General features: G+C 50.1%; 19 protein-coding genes. All 19 read right to left on the minus strand.

Features of this window, described 5'->3' with window-relative positions:
* Positions 1-46: 46 nt before the first annotated feature.
* A complete protein-coding gene (gene pyrF, locus AC3B4V_RS05495) occupies positions 47-658 on the minus strand; it encodes an orotidine-5'-phosphate decarboxylase (protein WP_488377953.1) in 612 nt (203 codons plus the stop codon).
* The gene (locus tag AC3B4V_RS05500; protein WP_064299624.1) at positions 633-1,565 is read right to left on the minus strand and encodes a dihydroorotate dehydrogenase; all 933 of its coding nucleotides are present in this window, start codon (positions 1,563-1,565) and stop codon (positions 633-635) included. Before AC3B4V_RS05500 ends, pyrF begins: the two co-directional genes overlap by 26 nt.
* The gene (locus tag AC3B4V_RS05505; protein WP_488377954.1) at positions 1,562-2,293 is read right to left on the minus strand and encodes an iron-sulfur cluster-binding protein; all 732 of its coding nucleotides are present in this window, start codon (positions 2,291-2,293) and stop codon (positions 1,562-1,564) included. Before AC3B4V_RS05505 ends, AC3B4V_RS05500 begins: the two co-directional genes overlap by 4 nt.
* Positions 2,290-5,499: a carbamoyl-phosphate synthase large subunit gene (gene carB / locus AC3B4V_RS05510; RefSeq protein ID WP_406747547.1), complete on the minus strand. Its 3,210-nt coding sequence runs from the start codon at positions 5,497-5,499 to the stop codon at positions 2,290-2,292. Before carB ends, AC3B4V_RS05505 begins: the two co-directional genes overlap by 4 nt.
* Positions 5,492-6,580 (minus strand): carbamoyl phosphate synthase small subunit, encoded by a 1,089-nt coding sequence (locus tag AC3B4V_RS05515; protein ID WP_023468786.1) that lies wholly within the window; start codon positions 6,578-6,580, stop codon positions 5,492-5,494. Before AC3B4V_RS05515 ends, carB begins: the two co-directional genes overlap by 8 nt.
* A complete protein-coding gene (gene pyrC / locus AC3B4V_RS05520; protein WP_023468787.1) occupies positions 6,573-7,844 on the minus strand; it encodes a dihydroorotase in 1,272 nt (423 codons plus the stop codon). Before pyrC ends, AC3B4V_RS05515 begins: the two co-directional genes overlap by 8 nt.
* Positions 7,828-8,763, minus strand: coding sequence for an aspartate carbamoyltransferase catalytic subunit (locus AC3B4V_RS05525; protein WP_347355244.1), 936 nt, complete (start codon positions 8,761-8,763; stop codon positions 7,828-7,830). The genes pyrC and AC3B4V_RS05525 overlap by 17 nt, the downstream gene beginning before the upstream one ends.
* A gap of 123 nt (positions 8,764-8,886) precedes the next feature.
* Complete coding sequence (locus tag AC3B4V_RS05530; RefSeq protein ID WP_064299618.1) at positions 8,887-10,200, minus strand: uracil-xanthine permease family protein; 1,314 nt, start codon at positions 10,198-10,200, stop codon at positions 8,887-8,889.
* A 51-nt stretch (positions 10,201-10,251) separates the two neighbouring features.
* On the minus strand, positions 10,252-10,782 hold the full coding sequence (gene pyrR / locus AC3B4V_RS05535; RefSeq protein WP_035396895.1) for a bifunctional pyr operon transcriptional regulator/uracil phosphoribosyltransferase PyrR: 531 nt from the start codon (positions 10,780-10,782) through the stop codon (positions 10,252-10,254).
* A gap of 248 nt (positions 10,783-11,030) precedes the next feature.
* Entirely contained in the window at positions 11,031-11,954 is a 924-nt protein-coding gene (locus AC3B4V_RS05540; RefSeq protein WP_023468791.1) for an RluA family pseudouridine synthase, read from the minus strand.
* Positions 11,951-12,427 carry a signal peptidase II gene (lspA, locus tag AC3B4V_RS05545; RefSeq protein ID WP_023468792.1) on the minus strand — a complete coding sequence of 159 codons (477 nt, stop codon included), beginning with the start codon at positions 12,425-12,427 and terminating at the stop codon, positions 11,951-11,953. The genes AC3B4V_RS05540 and lspA overlap by 4 nt, the downstream gene beginning before the upstream one ends.
* 72 nt (positions 12,428-12,499) lie before the next feature.
* Positions 12,500-15,235 (minus strand): isoleucine--tRNA ligase, encoded by a 2,736-nt coding sequence (gene ileS, locus AC3B4V_RS05550; RefSeq protein ID WP_488377955.1) that lies wholly within the window; start codon positions 15,233-15,235, stop codon positions 12,500-12,502.
* A 299-nt stretch (positions 15,236-15,534) separates the two neighbouring features.
* Positions 15,535-16,056 carry a DivIVA domain-containing protein gene (locus tag AC3B4V_RS05555; protein WP_023468794.1) on the minus strand — a complete coding sequence of 174 codons (522 nt, stop codon included), beginning with the start codon at positions 16,054-16,056 and terminating at the stop codon, positions 15,535-15,537.
* A gap of 25 nt (positions 16,057-16,081) precedes the next feature.
* Positions 16,082-16,852 carry a YlmH family RNA-binding protein gene (locus AC3B4V_RS05560; protein ID WP_029342133.1) on the minus strand — a complete coding sequence of 257 codons (771 nt, stop codon included), beginning with the start codon at positions 16,850-16,852 and terminating at the stop codon, positions 16,082-16,084.
* Positions 16,849-17,124, minus strand: a complete 276-nt coding sequence (locus AC3B4V_RS05565) for a YggT family protein (RefSeq protein WP_023468796.1) — start codon at positions 17,122-17,124, stop codon at positions 16,849-16,851. Before AC3B4V_RS05565 ends, AC3B4V_RS05560 begins: the two co-directional genes overlap by 4 nt.
* A 2-nt stretch (positions 17,125-17,126) precedes the next feature.
* Positions 17,127-17,453 carry a cell division protein SepF gene (locus AC3B4V_RS05570; protein ID WP_231496839.1) on the minus strand — a complete coding sequence of 109 codons (327 nt, stop codon included), beginning with the start codon at positions 17,451-17,453 and terminating at the stop codon, positions 17,127-17,129.
* Between the two features lie 193 nt (positions 17,454-17,646).
* Complete coding sequence (locus AC3B4V_RS05575) at positions 17,647-18,318, minus strand: YggS family pyridoxal phosphate-dependent enzyme (protein WP_064299617.1); 672 nt, start codon at positions 18,316-18,318, stop codon at positions 17,647-17,649.
* On the minus strand, positions 18,305-19,081 hold the full coding sequence (pgeF, locus tag AC3B4V_RS05580) for a peptidoglycan editing factor PgeF (protein WP_488377956.1): 777 nt from the start codon (positions 19,079-19,081) through the stop codon (positions 18,305-18,307). Before pgeF ends, AC3B4V_RS05575 begins: the two co-directional genes overlap by 14 nt.
* Positions 19,082-19,165: 84 nt before the next feature.
* Complete coding sequence (gene ftsZ, locus AC3B4V_RS05585; RefSeq protein ID WP_029342137.1) at positions 19,166-20,320, minus strand: cell division protein FtsZ; 1,155 nt, start codon at positions 20,318-20,320, stop codon at positions 19,166-19,168.
* Positions 20,321-20,364: the final 44 nt, after the last annotated feature.

The raw sequence follows: 20,364 nt of genomic DNA on the forward strand, positions 1-20,364 counted from the left end.
TAGATCTGTTCTGGATGTTCTGCACGCGTAATCGGACGACCGATCACTAAATCCGACGCTCCATTTTGACGAGCGTCAAGAACGGTCGCGACCGCTTTTGATCATCCGCTTGACTGTTCGTCGGACGAATGCCGGGTGTGACGAACCGAAAATCTGTCCGACAAGCTGAAACTAGTTCCGGAAGATCGAGTGCTGAACAGACGATACCATCTAGTCCTGCTGCTTCTGCGAGTTGCGCATATTCACGAACGACTGCCGGCATCGCTCCTTCAATCTTTAAATCGCGTAACATCGCTTCATCCGTCGATGTCAACTGAGTCACGCCAATCAGTTGTGTCTCGGCGTTCGTCTCACGCAGTCCTTCTCGCGCCGCGATCATCATCTCTTTTCCACCAGCAACATGGACGTTCGTCAGTTCGACGCCTAATTGTCCGATGATGCGCATCGTCCGGCGTGCCGTTTCTGGAATGTCGTGGACTTTGACATCGAGGAATACCGCGTGTCCACGCTCGACGAGTTTTCGGACGAACGTTCCGCCTGCTGCATAAAACAATTCCATCCCGATTTTCACGGCAGGTCGTGTCTCTTCGAACCGTTCGAGAAACGAAAAGACTTCTGCTTCGGTCGGAAAATCAAGCGCGATGTAAAGTTGATTCATATGCTTTCCCCCTGATGTCTAAAATATGATCGATGCCAAGTTCGTCCATCCGTTCTGGTAACTGCTGAATCAATTCTTGACAGATGTATGGATTGACGAAGTTTGCGGTACCAACGGCAACAGCCGAAGCCCCGGCGTAAATCATTTCGAGGACGTCATCGACCTCCATCACGCCACCCATACCGATGATCGGGATCGAAACGACTTGCGCGACATCATGAATCATCCGAATCGCGACTGGTTTGATTGACGGACCCGATAATCCACCGATACGGTTCGCAAGGATTGGTTGCCCCGTCCGGACATCGATTCGCATCCCGACGAGTGTATTGATCATCGTCAGACCGTCTGCACCAGCTGCTTCGACGGCACGCGCCATCTCGACGATCGAAGTGACGTTCGGTGATAGTTTGACGTAGACCGGTTTAGTCGAGACCCGTTTCACACGTCGTGTCAACTCAGCGGCAAGCAACGGATCCGTTCCGAATTGAATCCCCCCCGATTTGACGTTCGGACAGGAAATGTTTAATTCCAGTGCATGAATGCCTGGATGCTGACTCATTTTCTCCGCGACGAGCTCATATTCTTCCGGTGTCGAACCTGCGACATTGGCAATGATCGCCGTATCGAACGTCTCGAGGAAAGGCAATTTATTCATTAAGATGCCATCGACACCCGGATTTTGGAGACCGATTGCATTCAACATCCCCATCCCACTCTCTGCGACACGTGGCGTCGGGTTTCCGTAGCGTTCTTCACCCGTCGCTGCTTTAATCATGATCGCCCCAAGCTCTGATAAATCATATAACTTCGCATATTCCTCACCGAATCCAAAACATCCGGATGCTGGCATGATCGGATTTTTTAAAGAGAGTCCCGGCAACTCGACACGCAATCGTTCTGTCATAATACGACCTCCTCTGCCCGAAAGACTGGACCATCGGAACATGTCTTAACGTACCCGTCCGTAGGTGTTTTACAGACACAGGCAAAGCATGCTCCGATACCGCACCCCATTCGGTTTTCGATCGACAGATACTTATGTTCGATCGGTTGTTGCTGTAACGTTCGCAACATCGGTTCCGGTCCGCAGGCGAGTAGGACGTCGTAGCTTTCTGGACGTAAGGCTGCCGTGACGAATCCTGCTATACCATGCGTCCCATCGACGGTCGTGACCGTCGTCTTACCGAGTGCTTGAAATTCCGCTTCGTAAAAAACGCTTGTTGCCGTATCGAATCCTAGAATCGCTTCACATGTCACACCCCGGGCGACAAGTTGGCGCATCGTCTCATACAGCGGTGGGACACCGATTCCCCCACCAACGAGGACGACGCATTGAGTTGGATGGATAGCGGCAATCGGAAACCCGTTTCCAAGCGGTCCGAGGGCATCGATCGTATCATCCGGACGCAAAGAAGCCAGTTCTGCTGTTCCTTGTCCGATTTCTTTAAAGAGAAACGTGATCAGATCATGATCGACCCGGGCAATCGAGATCGGTCGGCGTAAGAGTGGACCGACGCGAAGATGCATGAATCGCCCTGGCGCGATGTCCTGAGGTTGCTCGAGGCGACAGACGAGTTCTGTCGCACCTTGAGCTACCGTTCGTCGAGAGACGACCGTCAAGAGTTGCTTCATTGGATCACCACTTTCTTTTCGTGTGTGAAGGCTTGGATCGCACTGGCTTCAAACGAGCGACTTTCGATGACACGAAGAATTGCTTCCGCCGTATCGAGTGATGTCAGACAGACGACTTGATTCTCGGCTGCTGCCCGACGAATGATGAAGCCATCTTTCGTGACTTGCGAGTCCCGACTCATCGTATTGATGACGTATTCAATCTCCCCTTTTTCAATCACGTCGAGCATCGATTCGGAAGACGAGTCGATTTTGCCGACCGTCTGGACCGGTAATCCTTGCTCCGTCAAGTAGGCTGCCGTTCCTTCCGTTGCAAGTAACGTGAATCCAAGTGAGGCAAAGCGTCGTGCGAGATCCGTCATTTCTGCTTTATCTGGATCTGCGACTGTCAAGAGGACACGACCGTGCTCTGGAATCGCCATCCCTGATGCGAGCAACCCTTTATAGAGCGCTTTTTCGAGCGTCCGGTCCGTTCCAATGACTTCACCAGTTGATTTCATTTCCGGTCCGAGTGTCGGATCAACTTCTTTAAGCTTCGCAAATGAGAAGACTGGTACTTTGACCGAGACGAGTGGTTCTTCCGGTAGAACACCACTTGTTAACCCATAAGAAGCAAGTGTCTCACCGAGAATGATGTCCGTTGCGAGCCGTGCGACCGGAAGTCCCGTCACTTTCGAGATGAATGGCACCGTCCGGCTAGCACGCGGATTGACTTCAAGGACATAGAGGGCGCCGTCCGCGTAGACGAACTGGATGTTGAGTAATCCTTTGATGCCGAATGCTTTCGCAATCCGTGTCGTGTAGTCGACGATCCGGTCCTTGATGTCTTGGGAGACCCGTTGTGGCGGATAGACACCAATCGAGTCACCCGAGTGAACACCGGCACGTTCGATATGCTCCATGATTCCTGGAATGACGACATCCGTTCCGTCGCAGATCGCGTCGACTTCGAGTTCGATTCCTGTCAGGTAGCGGTCTACGAGGACTGGTCGTTCCGGTGAGGCGATGACCGCGTGTTTCATGTAATGTTCCAGTTCTTCTTGAGCATAAACGATTTCCATTGCCCGACCGCCGAGAACATACGATGGACGAACGAGGACCGGGTAACCGAGTGACGCTGCTGCCGTGACCGCTTCTTCAACCGTCACGGCCGTTTTACCTGGTGGCTGTGGAATGTCGAGCGCCGTCAACGCTGCTTCGAACTGTTTCCGGTCCTCAGCCCGGTCGAGATCCTCAAGCGATGTCCCGAGGATTTTCACACCTTCTGCTGCTAATGACTCGGCTAAGTTGATCGCTGTCTGTCCACCGAACTGGACGATGACACCGAGCGGACGTTCATTTCGGATGACTTCAAGGACATCCTCCGTCGTCAATGGTTCAAAGTAGAGCCGATCAGAAATCGAGAAGTCGGTCGACACGGTTTCCGGATTGTTGTTGACGATGATTGCTTCGTATCCGGCTTGTCGAATCGCTTGAATCGAATGGACTGTCGCATAATCGAACTCGACTCCTTGACCAATCCGGATCGGACCTGATCCTAAGACGAGAATCGAAGAACGGTTCGTCGCGATGGCTTCATTTTCACGTTCGTATGTTCCGTAGTAGTATGGCGTATCGGACGCGAACTCTGCCGCACACGTATCGACCATCTTATAGACCGGATGAATCGCTTGTGCTTCACGCATCCGGCGAATTTCCGTTTCCGTTTGTCCTGTGATTCGGGCGAGCATCGGGTCACTGAATCCATACCGCTTCACATGCAGGAGTAGTTCAGGTGTCAAACCAGTTGCGACTGATTGCTCGAGCTGCCAAATATGGTGCAACTTTTCAAGGAACAGGCGATCAATCGCCGTCCAGTCATGAATCTGTTCGACGCTGTAACCGCGGACGAAGCCTGCGTACAAGGCGAAGAGTCGATCGTCGGTCGCTTGGCAAATCGCTTGTTGTAAGGCATCATCTGCCAGTTCGATGAAGCGTGGCATATACAAATCAGCTGTACCAATCTCGAGTGAACGAACGGCTTTCAGTAATGCCTCTTCCATCGTCCGTCCCATCGCCATGACCTCACCAGTTGCTTTCATCTGTGTTCCGAGTGTCCGGTCTGCCGTTTCGAATTTATCGAACGGCCACCGCGGAATCTTGGCGACGACATAATCGAGTGCCGGTTCGAAGGAAGCAAAACTTGTCTCGGTGATCGGGTTCTTTAATTCGGATAAGGCGTACCCGACGGCAATCTTCGCAGCCAGTTTTGCGATTGGGTAACCCGTCGCTTTTGACGCGAGTGCGGACGAACGCGAGACACGTGGATTGACCTCGATGACATAGTAGTCGAAGCTCGTCGGATCCAGTGCGAACTGGATGTTACATCCACCTTCAATCCCGAGTGCACGAATGATATCGAGCGAGACGTTTCGTAGCAATTGATAATCGCGATCCGATAGCGTTTGTGTCGGAGCGAAGACGATCGAGTCTCCGGTATGAACACCGACGGGATCGAAGTTTTCCATCGCACAGACGATGATTGCTTGGTTCGTCGCATCGCGCATGACTTCGAACTCGACTTCCTTCATCCCGGCAATTGATTTTTCTAGAAGTACTTGTGTTGCCGGACTTGCCTTGAGTCCTCCTTCGACGATTCGCGTGAACTCTTCTGGTGTGTTGGCGATTCCGCCGCCCGTTCCTCCAAGCGTATACGCTGGACGGATGATGATCGGTAGACCAATCTGTTGCCGGAATTGTTGTGCCTCTTCGAGCGTATGCACGATTTCACTGTCCGGCACACCATGACCGCGTTTAAACATCAGTTGACGGAACAAATCACGATCTTCTGCCTCTTCGATTGCTGACAATTTCGTACCGAGTAACTCGACACCATACTCAGCAAGGACACCGAGACGATCCAGTTCGACAGCTAAGTTCAGACCCGTTTGACCCCCGAGTGTTGCAAGCAAGGCATCCGGACGTTCCTTGCGGATGATCCGTGAGACGAACTCTGCTTGGAGGGGCTCGATGTAGACACGATCAGCGACCGTTGGATCCGTCATGATCGTTGCTGGGTTCGAGTTGACGAGGATGACTTCATATCCTTCTTCCTTCAAGGCTTGACACGCTTGTGTTCCGGCGTAGTCGAATTCAGCTGCTTGTCCGATCACGATAGGACCGGACCCGATAACGAGAATTTTCTGGATATCTTGACGTTTAGGCATGAGAGACCTCCTGTTGTTTCGTGATTTCTTCTAAAAACTGTTGGAATAGACCGTTCGCATCCATCGGACCAGGTGATGCTTCCGGATGGTACTGGACCGAGAAGACTGCTGCTGTCGTATGACGGATTCCTTCGACCGTTCCGTCGTTGATCGCAAGATGCGTCACTTCAAGCACGGTATCGCGTAATGACTGTTCGTCGACGGCATACCCGTGGTTTTGCGACGTGATATCGACGCGACCTGTCCGGATATCTTGGACTGGATGGTTCGCCCCTCGGTGACCGAATGGGAGTTTGAACGTATCCGCGCCATGCGCTAGTGCGATCAACTGATGACCGAGACAGATGCCGAAGATGACGACTTTTCCCGTCAATTCTTGAATCATCGGAATCGCCGTTGGGACATCCTTTGGATTCCCTGGTCCGTTCGATAGCATTACACCGTCCGGACGATAGCGTAAGACTTCCGTTGCACTGACGTCGTAGGGCACGACGACGACTTCACAGCCGCGTTTGACGAGTTCGCGGACGATTCCGAGTTTTGCACCGAAGTCGACGAGGACAATGCGCGGTCCAGCTCCCGGAATGATATACGCTCGTTCCGTCGAGGCCCGCTTGACTTGATCCGTCTCGATTGGCGCGTTTTGAAGATGAACCAGTTCTGCTGCTAAATCGAACTCACCGTCAACGAGTCGACCACGCATGACGCCTTTCGAACGGATATGTCGTGTCAGTTGACGCGTATCGATTCCACTTAATCCTGGAATATCAAGATCTTGAAGTGCCGCATCGAGTGACATCTCACTCCGGAAATTCGACGGCGTCTGACAATGTTCACGGACGATCAGTGCTTTAGCGAGCGGACGCGTCGTCTCATAATCTTCTCGGTTAATCCCGTAGTTTCCGATTAACGGGTTCGTCAACACGATCATCTGATCGCAGTAAGATGGATCCGATAACATTTCCTGATACCCTGTCATTCCGGTCTGGAAGACGACCTCTCCTGTTGTTGTCGTATCTGAGCCAAACGCCGTTCCTTCAAACGTCATCCCATCTTCTAGTATCAGTGTCCGTTTACGCATGTGCTGTGTCCTCCTTGAATACGATTTCTCCCTTGACGAGCGTCATGACCGGGAATCCTTTTAACCGTTCTCCTGCGAACGGTGTGTTCTTACCTTTTGAGCGGAATCGTTCCGGTGATACGGTACGCTCCGTTTCTAGATCAAGTAAAACCAGATCTGCTTCCGCCCCCACTTCGAGTTTCCCGTAAGGAAGTTCAAAGATGGCTGCTGCCTTATCCGTTAAATTCCGAATCAGTGTCTCAAGTGTCATCTCTCCTTCAGCAACAAGCTTCGTATAGAGGAGTGGGAAGGCCGTCTCGAACCCTGTGATGCCGAACGGGGCGCGTTCGATACCGAGTGCCTTCTCTTCTGCCGCATGGGGAGCGTGATCGGTCGCGATGCAATCAATCGTTCCGTCCGCTAACCCCTCGAGCAATGCTTGGCGATCTGCTTCACTTCGTAAGGGAGGATTCATTTTAAAGTTCGGGTCCTGATTCGGTATGTCTTCATCGATCAATACCAGATGGTGCGGTGTGACTTCTGCCGTCACCCGGATCCCTGCTCGTTTCGCGTCACGGATGACACGGACCGATTCCTTCGTCGAGACATGACAGACGTGATAATGACAGCCGGTTTCTTCTGCAATCAGGACATCACGTGCGATGTGGATGCTCTCAGCAAGCGACGGAATACCTTGTAGTCCTTCCCGTCGACTGTAGTTCCCCTCGTGCACACATCCTGCTTTTAACGAATCATCTTCACAGTGGGCAACGATCGTTTTCCCGAGGCGTGCCGCTTGTTGCATCGCTGTCCGCATGACTGCTGCCGTCTGGACGCCGACACCGTCATCCGTGAACGCGACGGCATCTGTTAATTGGTCGAACGCGACGAGTTCTTGTCCGAGTTGATTTTTTGAAATCGCCGCGTAAGGCAAAACCCGGACGGACGCCGTCTCTTCAATCTTTTGGAACAACGCATCGAGTGTTTGACGATCGTCTGGTACGGGGCGCGTGTTCGGCATCGGACAAATCGTCGTGAATCCACCCGCTGCCGCCGCTGCCGTGCCGGTCGCAATCGTCTCCTTATGTTCGCCACCCGGTTCCCGCAGGTGGACATGGATGTCGACGAATCCTGGTGCGACGAATAAGCCGGACGCATCAATGACCGTTTCATTCGCTTGCGGTGTTGCTGCTAAATCCGTGATTTTCCCGGCTTCAATCCGAATATCTCCAGTTCGAACTTGTCCCGCCTCGTACCATCTCGCATTCTCAATTCGTGTTGTCATCTGCATCGTCTCCTTTGATTGATTTCGTTGAAAAGCACCATTCCAGAATCGCCATCCGTGCAAAGACACCATTTTTCATCTGTTCAAAGATCCGCGATCGCGGATGTTCGACCAGTTCGTCGGCAATCTCGACTCCCCGATTGACCGGTGCCGGATGAAGCACGATCGCGGAATGCTTCAGACGGTTCATCCGCTCATGTGTCAATCCGTGCGTTGTGTGGTAGACTGCTGGATCAAATCGTGTCGTCCCGTCATGCCGTTCGTGCTGGACACGCAGTAACATCAAGATGTCGCACTGCTCGACTGCTTCATCCATCGGAAGATACGGTATGCCCATCGCAGGGTCGTACCACTCAATAGGTCCTGATCCATAAACGATGGCACCGAGTCGCTTTAAGATGTCCGCGTTCGATCGGGCGACACGACTATGTTGTAAGTCCCCACAGATGACGACGACTTTTCCTTCGACCGTTCCGTACGTTTCGACCATCGTCATCAAATCGAGTAAGGACTGGGACGGATGTTGACCGCTCCCGTCTCCCGCATTGATGATCGGAATATCGAGTGTCTGCATCAGTTCTTCGTAATATCCGGTTGCTCCGTGGCGAATGACCAAAGCATCTGCGCCGATTGCTTCGAGTGTCTTGCATGTATCGCGTAACGTTTCTCCTTTTTGCACGGAGGAAGTCGCCGTTTCGAACGGCAGTAGATGCATGTTCAGACGATGCTCTGCCATCTCAAAGGAAGAGCGTGTCCGAGTCGAGTTTTCAAAGAACAGATTGACAAGCGTCTTATCGGAAAAATCTGGCGCTGGCTCGCCTCGTTTAAAAGCGAGACTGCGTTCAATCAAAGAATTAATTTCTGTCGTGGATAAACTTTCTAGGTTGACGAAATGCCGGTTTTTTAGGATCGTCTTCATATCATTCACTCCTCTTCAGGTCATGAAAAAGGCGCACCTTCTAAGTGAAGGTGCGCCGAAAGAAGGCAGAGTGATTCCCTGCATCTTTTCATGGCCTTCACTTTATCGTTCTCTCGGAACGTCTTAAAAGTTGTTAGCTACCGATTGAGTTGTAGAGGTTTCCGTTGTTTCTTCGACCTGCTCTGTCGTTTTCGGAAGGACTAGATTCAGGATGATTCCAAGAATCGTCGCTAGTGCCATTCCTTCGAGAGAGAAGTTGCCGATTTTAAGCGCTGCGCCTCCGATACCCGTGACGAGAATGACGGCTGTGATCGTCAAGTTCCGTTTATCAGCAAGGTCGATCTTACTTTCCGTCAGCGTCCGGAGACCGTTCGACGCGATGACTCCGAACAAGAGGATACTGATTCCACCCATGACCGGTGTCGGAATCGTCTTGATGAACCCTTCGACATATCCGAGGAATCCGAAGCTGATCGCAAGAACCGCCGCGCCACCGAGGACATAGACACTGTAGACACGTGTGATTGACATGACACCGTTGTTCTCACCATACGTCGTAACCGGTGGTCCGCCAAGCATCGACGCGACTGTCTTCGCAATCCCGTCACCCAGTACGGTCCGGTGCATCCCTGGATCGAGGAGCGTCTCGCGCCCGATGATCCGTGATGTCACTTTTTGTTCGCCGATGTGCTCCGTCAGTGTGACGAGCGTCACGGGAACGATCAGAAGCAAGGCGGCTGTATTCCACGATGGTGTGTAATTCAAGAACGGAATCGTGAAGTCCGGCACGTGGAACAACGTGGCTTGTTGAAGTGGTGTGAAGTCAATGATTCCAACTGAGGCCGCAACGAGATAACCAACCGTGATCCCGAACAGGATCGGAATCGTGCTCCACATTCCTTTTAAGTACGTCATCGCAAGGAGTGTGACGCCGAGCGTGACCATCGCAACGAGGAAGTACAGTCCGTTGTACTTACCGTCCGCTCCGTTCATCGCCATGTTGACAGCGGTCGGGGCGAGCGATAGACCGATGACCATGATAACCGGTCCGATGACGACCGGTGGGAGTAAGCGAAGCAACCAAGCAGCTCCCGTGTAGCGGATGAGGAGTGAGACAAGTCCGTAGACGAGTCCAGCGACCATTCCGCCGATTAAGGCATCCTCGACACCCCACCGTTCACTGACGGCAATGATCGGGGCGATGTAGGCAAAACTTGAACCAAGATATGTGGGTACTTTGAAGCGGGTGACGGCGAGGAAAATCAGTGTGCCGACTCCGCTTGCGACGAGCGCGACCGATGTGTTGAGTCCCGTTAAGAGCGGGACGAGCACGGTCGCACCAAACATCGCGAAGACGTGTTGCAGGCTGAGCATCAGCCAATTTAGAGGGTGAGTAGGTACTTCTTGTACATCAAGTACTGCGGCATGTTTTGCCATATGGATGACTCCCTTTCTGGTCTCTCTGGACCACCTTAAAGGTTTTGAATTTTAGCGTTTAATGAATACTTGATCGGCTTCATCGACTTCGGCGAGTGCGACGACGACTTGTTCCTCACGGGATGTCGGGACGTTCTTACCGATGAAATCTGGTCGAATCGGTAACTCCCGATGTCCTCTGTCGACGAGGACAGCGAGTTGAATCATACTCGGTCTTCCGTGGTCGACGAGCGCGTCCATCGCGGCGCGAACAGTGCGTCCTGTGTAGAGGACGTCGTCAACGAGGACGACGATTTTCCCGGTGATGTCTTCCGGCAAATCAGAACCTTTGATTTCTGGTTCTAAACTTCGTTTCGACAAGTCATCCCGGTACATCGAGATGTCGACGACACCGAGTAAGACCGGTTTTCCTTCGATTTGTTCGATGCGCTTCGCAAGTCGGCGAGCGAGTGTCTCGCCTCGCGTCTTGATTCCGACGATCATCAAATCATGAATTCCTTTGTTACGTTCGATGATTTCATGGGCGATCCGTGTCAGTGCACGTCCGATCGCAGCTTCATCTAAGATGACGGCTGGTTTCATGGTTTCTCCTTTCATACAAAAGACCTTCTGCGGAAATCCGCAGAAGGTCATCGAAGACAGAATCATGGCATACGTGTTGTATGCATGCCTACGCACGATCGTGGTAGGTTCTCCCTTTCGCAGCCTCTCCGGACTCGATTAAAGGTGATACTAGTTAGGTAGGATCGTCACTCGGACGACCGAAGTGTTAGTAGAGGATGTCTCGCATCGCTCTCTAGGTGATACTCTACCGTTTTATTAGAAAAACGTCAAGACTCTAATTCAAGTTTTTTCAATTGACCGATTTCAAATGTCATCTCTTCTGGGAGCGGTGCTTCAAAGCGCATCCACTCACCTGTGCGTGGATGTTCGAAACCGAGAACCGCAGCATGCAAGGCTTGACCGTTCATTTTCATCGTCTTACGTGGACCATATTTCGGGTCACCCGCAAGCGGGAAACCGATATAACGCATATGGACACGGATTTGGTGCGTCCGTCCTGTTTCAAGTTTACATTCAACGACCGTAAAGCCTTCGTACCGATCGAGAACACGGAAATGGGTCACGGCAGACTTTGAATTCTTATCCGTTACCGTCATCCGTTGACGGTCGTTCTTATCGCGTCCGATTGGGGCTTCGATCGTTCCGAGTTCGTGCGGGATTTCACCGTGCACGAGCGCAATGTAGAGACGTTCCGTCGTCTTCTCTTTCAATTGATGCGCAAGTGATTCATGCGCTAAGTCGTTCTTAGCGACCATCAACAGACCTGACGTATCCTTATCGATTCGGTGAACGATCCCTGGACGTTTGACGCCATTGATGCCTGAGAGATCTTGACAGTGGTGTAATAAGGCGTTAACGAGCGTTCCTGAGACATGACCTGCCGCCGGGTGGACGACCATCCCTTTTGGTTTGTTGACGACGATGACGTCCGAGTCCTCATACACGACTTCAAGTGGGATGTCTTCCGGTAAGATCTCGAGCTCCACCGCTTCCGGGATATGAACGACAATCGATTCCGTTCCCGATAATTTATAGTTCGGTTTGACGACACGACCGTCGACTTCGACACGTCCCGCTTTCAACCATTCCTGTACTTGCGAACGCGACCAATCGTTTTGTTCTGCGAGCCATTTATCAATGCGCCCTGTCGCTCCATCCGCTTGTACGGACCATGTTTCTACTTCATTCATTTATCCATCGTTCCTTTCTTAGTCAACCGTTCTTCAAACATGACGCTGATCAGCATCGTGATGACACCAAACGTCAAACAGACGTCTGCGACATTAAAGATCGGAAAATTATAGCCGAACGGGAAGAAGTGGAAGAAATCAACGACTTCTCCTCGTGCCATTCGATCAATGAAATTTCCGATCGCACCACTGAGCAATAACGCGATGCTCCAAGCAAATACCTTATTTTTCGTGCCTTCCTTGTAGAGGAAGTAAATCAATCCAATGACGACGACGACTGTAACGATGAAGAAAAAGCCGAATTTACCTTCGAGCATTCCCCACGCAGCGCCCCGATTCCGATACGAGTTGAGATAAAAGAAATCCGGAATGACCGTGATCGCTTGACCGATCGTCATGTTTTGAACGACAATCCATTTCGTCAACTGGTCGATTCCAACGAGTAAAGCAGCAATCCCTAAGTAAAGCCACATCCTATTGTCCTCCGCATCCAAAAATAATGAGGGACGTCCTGCGAAGTCGCAGTCGCCCCTCCCTTTGTATCATTATAAAGAATTGACGACTTCAGTACAACGTGGGCAAAGCGTCGGATGAGCCGGATCTTGTCCGAGTTCCGTCGAATATGTCCAACAACGTTCACATTTTTCACCGTCAGCTTTTTGAACCGTGATGCCGGTCGTCTCATACATCTTATCCGCTGTTTCCACGAATTCGAGTTGTGAGACTTGGAGTAACTGCTCAAGATGATCGATTGTTCCGAGCAAAGCTTTTGTTTCTTCCTTCGGCGCAAGCAAGAGTTTCGCTTCAAGTGTCTTACCGACGAGTTTCTCAACGCGTGCTTCCTCAAGTGCTTTTAAGACATCATCGCGGAACGTCAGGAACGCGTTCCATTTCTCGATGAGGGCAAGTCCTTCTTCTGAGACTTCGACCGTTTCCGGAAGGTCTGTCAGGAAGATACTCTTCGTCTCAACAGCTGGTACGAATTCCCATGCTTCGTCTGCTGTGTGAGGCAAGACCGGTGCCATCAATTGCAACAATGCGACGACTGTATCATACATGACCGTCTGAACCGCACGACGCGATGTCGCGTCTGCTTTTTCGATATACAGGATATCTTTCGTGTAATCGAGGTAGAACGATGACAAATCAAGGACACAGAAGTTGTGGAGCAATTGATAGACCGACATGAAGTCGTACGCATCATATGCCGCTTTTACTTTTCCAACAAGTTGGTCCAATTTCGTCCGCATGAAACGATCTGACTCTGGTAAGTCTTCGAATGCGACACGATGCGCCGCAGGATCAAATTGATCCAAGTTTCCGAGAAGGAAACGAACCGTGTTGCGGATTTTCCGGTATGACTCTGAGACTTGTTTGAAGTTATCCATCGATGCCCGGACATCAGCTTGATAATCGACAGATGCCACCCACAAGCGAAGAATCTCAGCTCCGAATTGTTGCATGACTTGGATTGGTGCAATCGTGTTACCGATCGATTTCGACATCTTGCGACCTTGACCATCCAGAACGAATCCGTGACTGACGACCGCTTTGTATGGTGCTTTTCCTGTCGTTGCGACGGCTGTCGATAGCGACGAGTTGAACCAACCACGATATTGGTCAGATCCTTCAAGATAGAGATCCGCTGGACGTGTCAATTCAGGACGTGTCGCAAGGACACCGGCATGTGATGAACCAGAATCGAACCAGACATCCATGATGTCCGTTTCTTTTTTGAAGATACCGTTCGGGCTTGCTGGATGTGTGAACCCTTCAGGAAGCAAGTCGACTGCTTCGCGCTCATACCAGACATTTGATCCGTGAGCTGCAAATAGATTCGCGATATGATCAATCGTTTCTGGTGTGACGATTTCCGTTCCATCTTCAGCGTAGAAGATTGGAAGTGGAACGCCCCAAGCACGTTGACGTGAGATGACCCAGTCGCCGCGGTCTTTGAACATGTTGTGGAGACGTGTTTCCCCCCACTCTGGTACCCACTGGACGCCTTTGATCTCATCAAGGATTTCCGCACGGAAGTCTTTGATTGAAGCGAACCACTGTGGTGTTGCCCGGAAAATGACCGGTTTTTTCGTCCGCCAGTCATGTGGATACGAGTGTTTGATGAACGATAGTTTCAAGAGTGCACCGGCTTCTTCGAGGGCAAGACCGATTTCTTTATTCGCATCTTCATAGAACATGCCTTCGAATCCAGGTGCTTCTGCTGTCATGATCCCTTTATCGTCGACTGGGCAAAGGACGTCTAGACCGTAAGCTTGACCGATGCGGAAGTCATCTTCCCCGTGACCTGGAGCCGTATGAACGACACCTGTCGCTTCCGCTGTAACGTGATCGCCAAGCATGACGAGTGATTCACGGTCGTACAGTGGATGTTTTGCTTTCATGTATTCGAAGTCCGCACCATTAAAGACACGTCCGACTGTTGCATCTTCCCATCCGAGTGCTTCGATGACTTCAGGAACAAGTGTTTCCGCTACGATATAGCCTTTTCCTTGATACTCGATCCGCGCATACGTCAATTCCGCACTGACAGAGATTCCGAGGTTCGCTGGAATCGTCCATGGTGTCGTCGTCCAGATGACGAAATGATCCGTCGGCTCTAGGATGTTTTTTCCGTCCATGACTTGGAACGCGACATAGATGGCCGCTGACCGTTTATCTTGATATTCGATTTCTGCTTCAGCTAGTGCCGATTCAGAAGACGGTGACCAATAGACCGGTTTCTTCCCTTTGTAGATATAGCCTTTGTTCGCCATATCCCCGAATAAACGAATTTGAGCTGCTTCAAATTCTGGTTGAAGAGTGATGTATGGGTTGTCATAGTCCCCGAGAACGCCGAGGCGTTTGAATTGTTCGCGTTGGTGATCGACTTGTTCCAGCGCATATTTCGCACATAATTCACGGAATTCTGCGACCGTCATCGATTTACGATCAACACCGGCTTTTTGAAGCGCGGTCTCGATCGGTAATCCGTGTGTGTCCCAACCAGGCACGTACGGAGACTGGAAGCCATTCATCGATTTGTAGCGGACGATGATGTCTTTTAAGACTTTGTTTAATCCGTGACCCATGTGGATGTCACCATTCGCATACGGAGGACCATCGTGGAGGATAAACGTTGGCTTTCCAGCATTCTTTTCCTGGACCGCAGCGTAGAGATTCATCTCTTCCCATCGTGCTTGCATATCTGGTTCACGTTTTGGCAAGTTGCCTCGCATTAAAAACTCCGTTTTCATCATCAATAAGGTTTCTTTATAATCCATCTGACCATCTCTCACCTTTCGCTTTAAAAGTACAAAAAAAGCCAAGCTCATCCCTGAGATAGGGACGAGCTTGGCTGAACTCGCGGTACCACCCTACTAATCCTGCTCGCCATTTTGACGACGCAGGACCGCTTAAGAACTCGATAACGGGAGTGAGCCGGCATGACTTACTGTTCAGCGAACGTTCAGTCATACACTCCAAGGGGATACCTCATCTTTTTCGTTGCTCGGGCTTCCACCATTCCCCCGATTCGCTGTCAACCGTCCAAGATGCGACGTGTCCTTGTCATTGATTTTATTTATACGACATCGTCGTCATTATACGCAACTGCTGGAACATCGTCAAGCGCTCCACGAGAAGAGAAGTCAAACGCATCCCAGTCATGGCTCGTCAATAATTCCATCTGCGCATCGATCAATACTTTGAATCGATTACGATAAAGTTCGATTTTTTTGCGCATTTGCTCTACTTCGAAGTCTGTCCGTTGTGCCCGACGTTGCGCTGCATCTTGCAACTGCTCTGCTTCACGTTCTGCTTGCTTTAGGATCAAGCTCGCTTCTTTTGAAGCATTGGCTTTGACTTCTTCAGCTGCTTCCTGTGCGACGATGATCGATTTATTCAATGTTTCTTCCATCGAACTGAAGTAATCAACACGTGCTTGCATGTTTTGGATGACTTCCTGTTGTTGACGATTCTCACGTAACAACAATTCAAAATCCTTGATGACTTGATCTAGGAATTCGTTCACTTCATCTTCGTCATAGCCGCGAAACTTTCGTGTGAACTCCTTATTATGAATATCGAGTGGCGTTAATGGCATGATGAATTCCTCCTCCGCATTTATCTTATCCTTTTAAAATACCGTATTGTAGCTTGATCCGGTCACGTTTCGTTGATCCGAGGATTGCAATCAACTTGACGCGTCCTGTTCCACGCAAGGAAAGCAAGTCGCCTTCTTCTAGCATGAAGCTCGAATCATCCACTACTTTGTAATTGACCTTACTTTCACCTTGTTTAATGAGCGTCTGTGCTTTTTGACGTGAGAAGCCTAAAATTTCACTCACGACCGTATCGAACCGAAGTGAACTGACGAACCCAAGTGTCTCTTCCCACTCTTGATCCTTCACTTTCAAACGGTCTTCCGCCTCAACACGCGAAAGACGAATCTTCGTCTTCCCTGCTCGTTCGACGTTTGCTTCGATATAGGTCGCGACTTCGTCCGCGACGGCAAACTGTACTTGATCCTGAATGATGACGTCGCCGAATTTTGCTCGTTTCAATCCGACGTTCAATAATGTACCGGTGACTTGACGATGAGAAAGTTCAACGAATTTAGTAGGATAATGAATGCGATAGATGGAAATGTCAAAGTCATCCGCGTTGTATTCATAATAATCTGGTGCGAGGATTGCCCGTTTACGTTCAGCGCCTTCGAAACCGCCCTCAAAAAAGAGGGCGCATTTCGAACCGACGAGTTCTTGTGTGATTTGTTGTTCACGTGGATCTAGGAAATCCGTTAATTTGAACGTATAGGTCGCTTCCACATGATCGATCCAGTTCAAGACTGAATCGACGAATTCCCGCTCGCTTCCACGATAATGATCGTATACGCTCATACTAAAAAGATTGCTCGGATACCCGATTGAGCCAAGTTCAAGACGAGGAAGGCTACAATCGGCGAGATATCCAGCATGCCCCCGATAGGCGGGATGATACGACGGAAGGGCGCTAGGAATGGCTCGACTAACATCGCGAGCACTTGTCCGAATTTAGAATCACGGGCATTCGGGAACCACGAAAGCAGGATATAAACGATCATGACGTAACTGTAATACTGTAATAACGTACTTAATGTACGACCAATCGCGTACATCACTTGAGAATCCATACTTACCACCCCTTATGATTAATATCATCTTCTCCAAGAAGATTCGAGATGCTACCAGCCAACTCGACGTTGTTCGGAACACAGAGGAGGGTATTCTGACTGATCGTCGTAATCGTTCCATCGAGAGCGAAGACGACACCAGATAAGAAATTGATCATCTGTCGTGATTGATCTTTTGACATACGCTGCATATTGACGATGACAGCACGGTTCTGACGAAGATGTTCCCCGATTTCCTGGGCTTCATTGAAGACACGTGGTTCACTCAAGATGACTTGCGATTTCGTTTTTTTCGTCGCATGAAGCGGCACGATATTCGATTGTCTCACGCTGTCCTCCTTTTGAGTAACACTTGGGGTAGATTCCTCGTAATACTCTTCGTACTCTTGTTGTGAAGCACCTCTACCTTTATTTATTGTAGCATCATTTTCATATTCAAGTTCATCTAAATCGTCGCTGTTGCCGAGAAATAGATTTTGCATTTTTGATTTAAAACCCATATCCATTCTCCCTTCTTCTCGTTTAGGTATGAACGAGCGTTGTCCCGATTCGGACGAACGTCGCCCCTTCTTCGATGGCGATCTCAAAATCCGATGACATTCCCATAGATAACTCCGTACATGGAGCATACGACAATTTTTTCGCCTTGACCTCTTCTTGCAATGTTTTTAATGACCGGAATACCTCACGGATACGCGTCGTATCTTCCGTTAACGGTGCCATCGTCATCAGTCCGATGACACGAATCGCTGGATACTGACCGATTTCATGTAAGAACGACGGTACATCCTCAGGCGCGATGCCTTGCTTCGATTCTTCTCCCGAAACGTTGACTTGAATGAAACAATTAATGATTCGGTCCGTTCGTTTATTGATCTCTTCCGCCAAATGAAGACGGTCAAGGGAATGCAGCACGTCAATGGCATCGATGATTTGACGAACTTTACGCGTTTGTAGCGTACCGATGAAGTGCCATGTACAGGCGGTTCGTCCGAGCTCTGCCTGTTTTTCGAGCAATCCGTCCGGGCGATTTTCACCGAGATGGGTCACACCTGCTGCTAATAATTCAGAAGCAACTTGACTTGAGACTGATTTCGTCACGCCAATCAACTGTACCTGCTTTTCAGAAGAACTCTTTTCACTTGCTTGTTCCATTCGTTTCGTAACCTCTTGTACATTATCAAGAATTGACATCCAATGACTCCTTTACGATCAAACTTGCAAAGCGACCACCGTGGTCGCCGTGGCGATAAGAGAAGTAATCTTCCGCCTGACAGTGTGTACATAGACCTGTGTCAAGGACATCACCGACTCCACAACGCTCAGCTAGCGCAGCGTTCGTTTTTTGTAGCGATAACATCGCTTTTCCATCTTCCTTGCGTATGTAAGGAGACTCATCGAGTTCAAGCGAATCGATTGCATCGATGACGGGTTGATCGACTTCGTAACAACAATCACGGATCGATGGACCAATGACCATTTGAATCGATGAACGACTCGCACCCACACGTTCCATTTGCTTGACTGTTTCCTCGACGATATTGCCGACAGTTCCGCGCCAGCCGGCGTGCGTATTCGCGATGATTCCTGTCGTCGGATCACAGAAGACAAGCGGCACACAGTCAGCGAACAGCATCATCAATAAGACATTTGAATCGGTCGTCACCAATCCATCTGTACCCGGAATCGCTGTTTCGTAATCCAAAGCACCGCGCCCAGAGTCAAGTGTCGTCACCTGTTCGACGTGATTTCCGTGAACTTGCTGTGCCCAAATCGAGTTCTCGAGGGAGAGATCAAGCTGACGTGCGATGACTTGTCGGTTCTGGATGACACCGTCGCGATCATCGTTGACATGTAATCCTAAATTTCCGTTCTCATGAGGGGCTGCGAACTTCGTCGTAAAGGCGGCACGTACGGTACCCGTCGGTGTATCCCATTTGATCCATTGTCCAAACATGTTCATGCCTCCTTTGATTTTAAAAAAAGAGGCGCCGCTTTCGCGACACCTCATCGTTTAGCAGTCGTGTCACTGGAACATCGATCAACGATTATTCCGGCGAAGGAATGATGGGATGTCCATCGTTTCTTCGACATCTGGCGCTTTAGCCGGTTCAGGATTCGAGCTGACAGGTGTCTCTTCGACTTGTGGTTTAGACTCCTCAGTTGGTGGTGGAGTCGCTTGTTTTTTCTTCAAGAGGTTTTTCATCATCTCTTGTGCCGATGGAATTTCGAAATCGAGTGGTTCGTTTTCGAATTCCGTCGCGATGACTGTGACGATGATTTCATCTTCTAGGTTATCGTTGATGACAGAACCGAAGATCAAGTTGACTTCCTCATCGGCTGCACTCTGGACGATTTGTGCGGCTTCCGTCACTTCGTACAAGCTGAGGTTCGCACTACCCGTGATGTTCATCAGAACACCTTTTGCGCCTTCGATCGATGTCTCAAGCAACGGACTCGAAATCGCTTTTTTCGCTGCTTCCGTCGCGCGGTGCTCGCCTGTCGCGACACCTACACCCATCAAAGCAGAACCTTTCTCAGTCATGATCGTCTTCACATCGGCGAAGTCAAGGTTGATCAGACCAGGTACGGCGATCAAGTCAGTGATACCCTGTACACCTTGACGCAAGACGTTATCCGCTTCTTTAAACGCTTCAAGCATTGGTGTATTCCGATCGACGATTTCAAGTAACTTGTCGTTCGGAATGACGATTAACGTATCGACTTTTTCTTTGAAGTTCTGGACACCTGAAACAGCATGTTGCATCCGTTTACGTCCTTCGAACATGAATGGTTTTGTGACGACACCGACTGTCAATGCGCCGATCTCTTTTGAAATCTCCGCGATGACAGGAGCTGCTCCTGTACCCGTTCCGCCACCCATTCCTGCTGTGACGAAGACCATGTCAGCACCAGAAAGGATTTCTGTTAATTGCTCACGGCTCTCTTCCGCCGCTTTTTTACCGATTTCCGGATTGGCACCCGCACCGAGACCGCGTGTCAATTTAGCACCGAGTTGTAGTTTTACGTCAGCTTGTGACATGTTCAATGCCTGCGCATCCGTGTTTACTGCGATGAATTCTACGCCTTGGACACCGTGTTCAATCATTCGGTTGACGGCGTTCGAACCGCCACCACCTACACCGATGACCTTGATTTTTGCTACTTGGTCCATCATTTCATCAAAATGCAACATAAAAAGGGCCCCCTAATATTTTTTACTCATTGGATTTTTTGTAG

It is taken from the genome of Exiguobacterium sp. E17S (assembly GCF_057772545.1).